Source organism: Variovorax sp. P4_B11, from assembly GCF_056402355.1.
Window position 1 is genome coordinate 22,272 of sequence record NZ_JBFUHO010000085.1, and the last position, 6,865, is coordinate 29,136.

The following is a 6,865-nucleotide window of genomic DNA, read 5'->3' on the forward strand; positions in this document are numbered from 1 at the left end:
TCGGGAACACCCCGGCATCCTCGCGCGCCGCCGTCGCGCCGGGGGTCGGACCAGACCCCTTGCGCCTGTGCGATCAGGCCGCAGTTTCAGCCGCCGTTTCGGCCGCCAGCGCGGCGTCCAGCAGCTCGACCCAGTGCCGCACGGGCGTCTCGGTGCCGCTTTGCAGGTGCGTGATGCAGCCGATGTTGGCCGACACGATGGCCGTAGGCTGCAGCTGGTTCAGGTGGCCCAGCTTGCGGTCGCGCAGCGGGTACGCCAGCTCGGGCTGCAGCACCGAATAGGTGCCGGCCGAGCCGCAGCACAGGTGCGACTCGCTGCCCGCCACCTGGATGTCGAAGCCGAGCGCGCGCAGGTTGACTTCGACGCCGCCGCGCAGCTGCTGGCCGTGCTGCAGCGTGCAGGGCGGGTGGTAGGCGACGACGCCGGCCGGCGCCGTGACGCGGCCCTTCAGCGCCGGCACCAGCTCGGGCAGCAGCTCGCTCAGGTCGCGGGTCAGGGCGCTGATGCGCGTGGCCTTGGCCGCATAGGCCGGGTCGTCCTTCAGGATGTGGCCGTACTCGCGCACCGTGACGCCGCAGCCCGAGGCGTTCATGACGATCGCCTCGACCGCGCCGCCCGCCACCTGCGGCCACCAGGCATCGATGTTGGCGCGCATCTGCGCCTTGGCGCCGTCGAGGTCGTTGAGGTGGAACTTGACCGCGCCGCAGCAGCCGGCGTTGCGGGCGATCACGGCCTCGATGCCGGCGGCGTCGAGCACGCGGGCGGTCGCGCTGTTGATGTTGGGCGCCATCGACGGCTGCACGCAGCCGGCCAGCATCAGCATCTTGCGGGCGTGCGAGCGGGTCGGCCACGCGCCGGCGGGCCGCGGCGCCGGCACCTTGGCCTGGAGCCCGGCCGGCAGCAGGCCGCGCACCGACTGGCCCAGCTTCATCGCGGGGCCGAAGAGCGGCGACGGCAGCGCCTCCTTGAGGGTCCAGCGCACGGCGCTTTCGAGCGCCGGCCGCGGCACCTTCCGGTCGACGATCTTGCGGCCGATGTCGACCAGGTGGCCGTACTGCACGCCGCTCGGGCAGGTGCTCTCGCAGTTGCGGCAGGTCAGGCAGCGGTCGAGGTGCAGCTGGGTGCTGCGCGTCGGCGCCTTGCCTTCGAGCACCTGCTTGATCAGGTAGATGCGCCCGCGCGGGCCGTCGAGCTCGTCGCCGAGCAGCTGGTAGGTCGGGCAGGTGGCGGTGCAGAAGCCGCAGTGCACGCACTTGCGCAGGATCGCCTCGGCCTCGCGGCCGTCGGCGGTGCCCTGGAATTCGGGAGCGAGTTCGGTTTGCATGCGGTGCTTCAGTGCGCGGGTGGGGCGGGAAGGAGCCGTTCGCGATCGAAGACGGCGTGGGGATCGAACTCGTTCATGAGCGCGCGGTGGATGCGCTCGATGGGGGCGCTCAGGGTGTCGAAGCGGGCTTCGTACCGGGCGCCGGCCGCGGGCCTGAAGAGCGTGGCATGGCCGCCGGCGGCGCGGGCCGCGGCACGCACGCGCTGCGACTCGCCGGGCGCGGCCAGAACCCAGCGCTGCCCGCCGTGCCACTCGACCAGCGGCGCGCCACCGAGGTCGAGCACCGGCGCGGTCTGCGGCACCGACAGCCGCCACAGCGCGCGCGCGCCCTCGCCGGCGGCGAACCATGGATGCTGCTGGTCGCGCAGCGACTGCCAGCCGGCCGCCGCGCGCGCGTTGTCCTGGCGCTCGCCGCCCAGCTGCGCACAGGCGGCCTCGACCGCCGCCACCGCACCGCGCAGGCGCAGCGACAGCACGCCCGTGCCGTCGCGCTCGCGCCAGACGCTGGCGTTGAGCGGCAGCGGCCGGCCGCCCCATTCGTTGAGCAGCCGCAGCGCATCGGCCTGGCTGCAAGCGAAGTCGAGCGTGGCTTCGGCCGGCGCCACCGGCAGCACCTTGAGGCTGGCCTCGGCAACCAGCCCGAGCGCGCCCATCGATCCGGTCAGCACCCGCGAGACGTCGTAGCCGGCCACGTTCTTCATCACCTGGCCGCCGAAGACCAGCACCTCGCCGCGGCCGTTGACCAAGGTGATGCCGAGCAGGTAGTCGCGCACGGAACCGACGCTGGCCCGGGCCGGGCCGCTGAGACCCGCGGCGATCATCCCTCCGACCGTACCTCCTGTCGCGAAGCGCGGCGGCTCGAAAGGCAGGCACTGACCCTGCTCGGCCAGCAGCGCCTCGAGCTCGGCCAGCGGCGTGCCGGCACGCACCGTGACGACCAGCTCGCTGGGCTCGTAGCTGGTGATGCCGGCGAGCGTGGCGGTTTCCAGCGGAATGCCGCGCGCGGGCTCGCCGTAGAAAGCCTTGGTGTTGCCGCCCCGGATGCTCAAGGTCGTCCGGTCGGCGGCGGCGGCGCGGATGCGCTCGGCGATCTCGCTGAGGGCTGGGGATTCCATCGTGGTGTCTCTTGGCAAAAACTGCTGCGCAGTTTCTTGGTCTGTCCCGCAAGGTCTCAGTAACGCGGCAGCTCCGCGAACGGCATCGGCTGCCCGGCGCGGAACACCTGCTTGCCATACTCGGCGCAGCGCGACAGCGTCGGGATCACCTTGCCAGGGTTCAGCCCACCGGCCGGATCGAAGGCCCGCTTGACGCCGAACATCAGCTCGTTCTCGGCCGCGGTGAATTGCACGCACATGCTGTTGAGCTTCTCGACGCCGACGCCGTGCTCGCCCGACACCGTGCCGCCCATCGCGACGCTGGTCTCGAGGATGTCGGCGCCGAAAAGCTCGCAGCGGTGCAGCTCGTCGGGGTCGTTGGCGTCGAACAGCACCAGCGGATGCAGGTTGCCGTCGCCGGCGTGGAACACGTTGCAGCAGCGCAGCTGGTACTTCTTCTCCATCTGCTGGATGGCGAGCAGGATGTCGGCCAGCCGCTTGCGCGGGATGGTCGAATCGAGGCACATGTAGTCGGGGCTGATGCGGCCCGAGGCCGGGAAGGCGTTCTTGCGGCCGCTCCAGAACCTGAGGCGCTCGTCCTCGTTCTCGCTGCAGGCGATCGCGGTGGCGCCGCACTGGCGCAGCACCTCGGTCATGCGGCCGATCTCTTCCTCGACCTCTTCGGGCGTGCCGTCGGATTCGCACAGCAGGATGGCGGCGGCGTCGAGGTCGTAGCCGGCGTGCACGAAGTCCTCGACCGCGGCGGTCATGGGCTTGTCCATCATCTCGAGCCCGGCCGGGATGATGCCGGCCGCGATCACCGCGGCCACCGCATCGCCGGCCTTGCGCACGTCGTCGAAGCTGGCCATGATGCAGCGCGCCAGCTGCGGCTTGGGCACCAGCTTGACCGTGACCTCGGTGGTGACGGCCAGCATGCCCTCGCTGCCGATCACCAGCGCCAGCAGGTCGAGGCCGGGGCAGTCGAGCGCCTCGCCGCCGAATTCGACGCCCACGCCCTCGGCCGTGAAGCCGCGCACCCGCAGCACGTTGTGCAAGGTGAGCCCGTACTTGAGGCAGTGCACGCCGCCCGAGTTCTCGGCCACGTTGCCGCCGATGGTGCAGGCGATCTGGCTCGAGGGGTCGGGCGCGTAGTACAGGTTGAAGGGCGCCGCCGCCTCGCTGATCGCGAGGTTGCGCACGCCGCACTGGACGACCGCGGTGCGGCTGACCGGGTCGATCTTGACGATCCGGTTGAACTTGGCGAGCGACATCGTCACGCCCATCGCATGCGGCATCGCGCCGCCCGACAGCCCGGTGCCGGCACCGCGCGCCACCACCGGCACGCCGAGCCCGTGGCAGGTCTCGAGCACCGCCGCCACCTGCGCCTCGGTTTCAGGCAGGGCCACCACCAGCGGGCGCTGGCGGTAGGCGGTCAGGCCGTCGCACTCGTAGGGCACGGTGTCCTCGTCGTGCCAGATCAGCGCATGGGCGGGCAGGTGCTGCCGAAGCGCCTGCACCACCTGCGCCTGGCGAGCCGATGCCGACAGCGAAGCCTGTTCGGAGGAAGTGAGCGGCGCATTCATTTCAAGACCTCATCGGATGACCATCCGCGCAAAGGGCCGGACGTAGGCCTGCGTCGTGACGAACAGGCCGACCCGGCAAGCCAGCGCGATCGAGTGGAAGAGCACGTAGCGCAGGATATCGCCTTCAGAGCCATGACCGAACTTCAATCCTCGAAGAAGGCGACCGGGAGGCCGGGCGTGGTGACCCGCATCCTGATCACGCAGCCCGAGGCCGGCCGCTCCTCGAGCTCGGCCGCGGGCCGGCCGCGGCGGGCGCTGGTGACGAACAGCGTCTTCAGGTCGTTGCCGCCGAAGCAGGGCATGGTCGGGCACTGCACCGGCGTCGGCAGCGCCGCCACGCGCTCGCCCGAGGGGGCGAAGCGCAGCAGCTGGCCACCCTCGAACATCGCTGCCCAGTAGTGGCCGTCGGCGTCGATGGTGGCGCCGTCGGGGCGGCCTTCGTAGCGCTGCGGCGAGGCCGGCGTCCAGCCCGCGGGCTTGTCGTCGAACTGCTGGAACACGCGCTCGCGCGACAGGGTGTTGACGGCCGCGGCCCAGTGCCAGGCGCGCACCCGGTGGGCCGCGGTGTCGGACCAGTAGACGGTGGCATCGTCGGGCGCGAAGGCCAGTCCGTTGGCGGTGGTGACCTGGTTGGCCATCGGCACCAGGGCCGGCGCGCGGCCGCCGCGGGCATCGAGGCAGTAAAGCACCGCGTTGGCCCGGTCCTTCGCTTCGTTGATGGTGCCGGCCCAGAAGCGACCCAGCGAATCGCACTTGCCGTCGTTGAAGCGCATGCTGCGGATGTCGTGGTCGACCGTCGCCAGGGGCTTCAGCACCCCGCCCCATTCGGCCGCGCGGTAGACGCCGTCGCGCAGCGCGATCACCAGTCCGCCGCGCCGCGCCGGCGCCATGCAGCCGGGTTCGGTCGGCAGGCTCCAGCGCTCGACCGTTGGCGTGCCGTCGATGTCGCCGCGCGTGCGCAGCACCGCGCGGCCGGGAATGTCGAGCCAATAGAGCGAGCGCTCGACCGGATGCCAGAACGGCGACTCGCCGAGCTGGCTCAGGCTGTCGTTGAGAGTGGTCCACATAAAGAAAATTATGCTCGCCCCCAGGTTGGGCTCACTTCGTGTAGCCCGCCCACCCCCTACCGGGGGCAACACCAGCGGACCGGCGGAGCCGGATCCGCGGTGTTTCACCAACGGGCCTGGCTGCGCCGGCCAAATCAATCGGCGCTGTGGTTCTTCTACGGCTGCGCGCAGCGCGCCCGTTCGTGAGCAGTCGCGGAACCGGCTTCGCCGGGCCGCTGACTGCGCCCCCGGTAGGGGGTGGGCGCCCCGACACGCAGTGCGGGGCAACCTGGGGGCGAGCAAAAAAAGAGCCCGCGGCTGCGGGCTCAACATCCAAAGGAGACACTCGCTGACAAAAAAATTCTTGTCCGCGGAAGCGGGCCGCCCGAGGCGGCCCCGAGGCTTCAGCGGTTGTAGGCGGTTTCGCCGTGGGAGGAGATGTCGAGGCCTTCGCGCTCTTCCTCTTCCGACACGCGCAGGCCGATGGTCAGGTCGGCGATCTTGAAGGCGATGAAGGCCACCACGCCCGACCAGACGATCGTCAGCACCACGGCCTTGAGCTGGATCCAGACCTGGGCGCCGATGCCGTTGGAGATCACGCCTGCCGTGACCCAGTCGCCGACCAGGCCGGGGCCGCCGAGCGCTTGGGTGTTGAACACGCCGGTCAACAGCGCACCGACGATACCGCCGACGCCGTGGACGCCGAAGACGTCCAGCGAGTCGTCCGCGCCGAGGATCCTCTTGAGGCCGTTGACGCCCCAGAGGCAGGCGAAGCCGGCGACGAAGCCGATGATGATCGCGCCCATCAGGCCGACGTTGCCGGCGGCCGGGGTGATCGCCACCAGGCCGGCGACCGCGCCGGACGCAGCACCCAGCATCGAGGCCTTGCCGCGCATCAGCGCTTCACCGATGGACCATGCGAGCACGGCAGCGGCGGTGGCCGAGAAGGTGTTCATAAAGGCCAGCACGGCGCTGGTGCTCGATTCGAGGGCGGAGCCGGCGTTGAAGCCGAACCAGCCGACCCACAGCAGCGAGGCGCCGACCATGGTGAGCGTCAGCGAATGCGGCGTGAACGACTCCTTGCCGTAGCCGATGCGCTTGCCGATGAGGTAGGCACCCACGAGGCCGGCGACGGCCGCGTTGATGTGGACCACGGTGCCGCCTGCGAAGTCGAGCGCGCCCCACTGCCAGATCAGGCCGGCCTTGTCGTTCATGGCGTCGACCACATCCTTGCTGGCGTAGGCGTCGGGGCCCATCCAGAACCAGACCATGTGGGCGATCGGTGCATAGCTGAAGGTGAACCAGATCGCCATGAACAGCAGCACGGCCGAGAACTTGATGCGTTCGGCGAAGGCGCCGACGATCAGGCAGCAGGTGATGCCGGCGAAGGTGGCCTGGAAGGCGGCGAACAGCAGCTCGGGGATGTAGACACCCTTGCTGAAGGTCGCGCCCGGGGCGAACACGCCGGTGGCCGGATCGAAGATCCCCTTCATGAAGAGCCGGTCGAAGCCGCCGATGAAGGAATTGCCCTCGGTGAAGGCCAGGCTGTAGCCGTAGATCATCCACAGCACGACGATCATCGAGAAGGTGACCATCACCTGCATCAGGACCGACAGCATGTTCTTGCTGCGCACCAGGCCGCCGTAGAACAGCGCCAGGCCGGGGACCGTCATCATGATCACGAGCAGCGTCGAGACCATCATCCAGGCGGTGTCGCCCTTGTTGAACGAGGGAGCCGGGGTGGCAGCGGCAGCGGCCGCATCGGCAGGGGCTGCGGCTGCGGCGGGCGCGGCTGCGGCGGGGGCCGCGGCCGGTGCG

At 70.4% G+C, this 6,865-nt stretch carries 6 protein-coding genes; all 6 read right to left on the minus strand.

Translation table 11 applies throughout. The annotated features are described in order from the left end of the window. Window positions 1–73: 73 nt before the first annotated feature. Window positions 74–1,324 carry a glycolate oxidase subunit GlcF gene (gene glcF / locus AC1DYD_RS37445; protein ID WP_478177801.1) on the minus strand — a complete coding sequence of 417 codons (1,251 nt, stop codon included), beginning with the start codon at window positions 1,322–1,324 and terminating at the stop codon, window positions 74–76. Window positions 1,325–1,332: 8 nt separating this feature from the next. Then, window positions 1,333–2,439, minus strand: a complete 1,107-nt coding sequence (gene glcE / locus AC1DYD_RS37450; protein ID WP_478177802.1) for a glycolate oxidase subunit GlcE — start codon at window positions 2,437–2,439, stop codon at window positions 1,333–1,335. Between the two features lie 56 nt (window positions 2,440–2,495). Next, the gene (locus tag AC1DYD_RS37455; RefSeq protein ID WP_478177803.1) at window positions 2,496–4,001 is read right to left on the minus strand and encodes an FAD-linked oxidase C-terminal domain-containing protein; all 1,506 of its coding nucleotides are present in this window, start codon (window positions 3,999–4,001) and stop codon (window positions 2,496–2,498) included. Window positions 4,002–4,010: 9 nt separating this feature from the next. Continuing rightward, window positions 4,011–4,148: a hypothetical protein gene (locus AC1DYD_RS37460; protein ID WP_478177807.1), complete on the minus strand. Its 138-nt coding sequence runs from the start codon at window positions 4,146–4,148 to the stop codon at window positions 4,011–4,013. Next, window positions 4,145–5,068, minus strand: coding sequence for an SMP-30/gluconolactonase/LRE family protein (locus AC1DYD_RS37465; RefSeq protein WP_478177804.1), 924 nt, complete (start codon window positions 5,066–5,068; stop codon window positions 4,145–4,147). Before AC1DYD_RS37465 ends, AC1DYD_RS37460 begins: the two co-directional genes overlap by 4 nt. Before the next feature lie 383 nt (window positions 5,069–5,451). Further along, window positions 5,452–6,865: ammonium transporter (gene amt, locus AC1DYD_RS37470; RefSeq protein ID WP_478177805.1), on the minus strand; the 1,414-nt coding region annotated here is incomplete at its 5' end.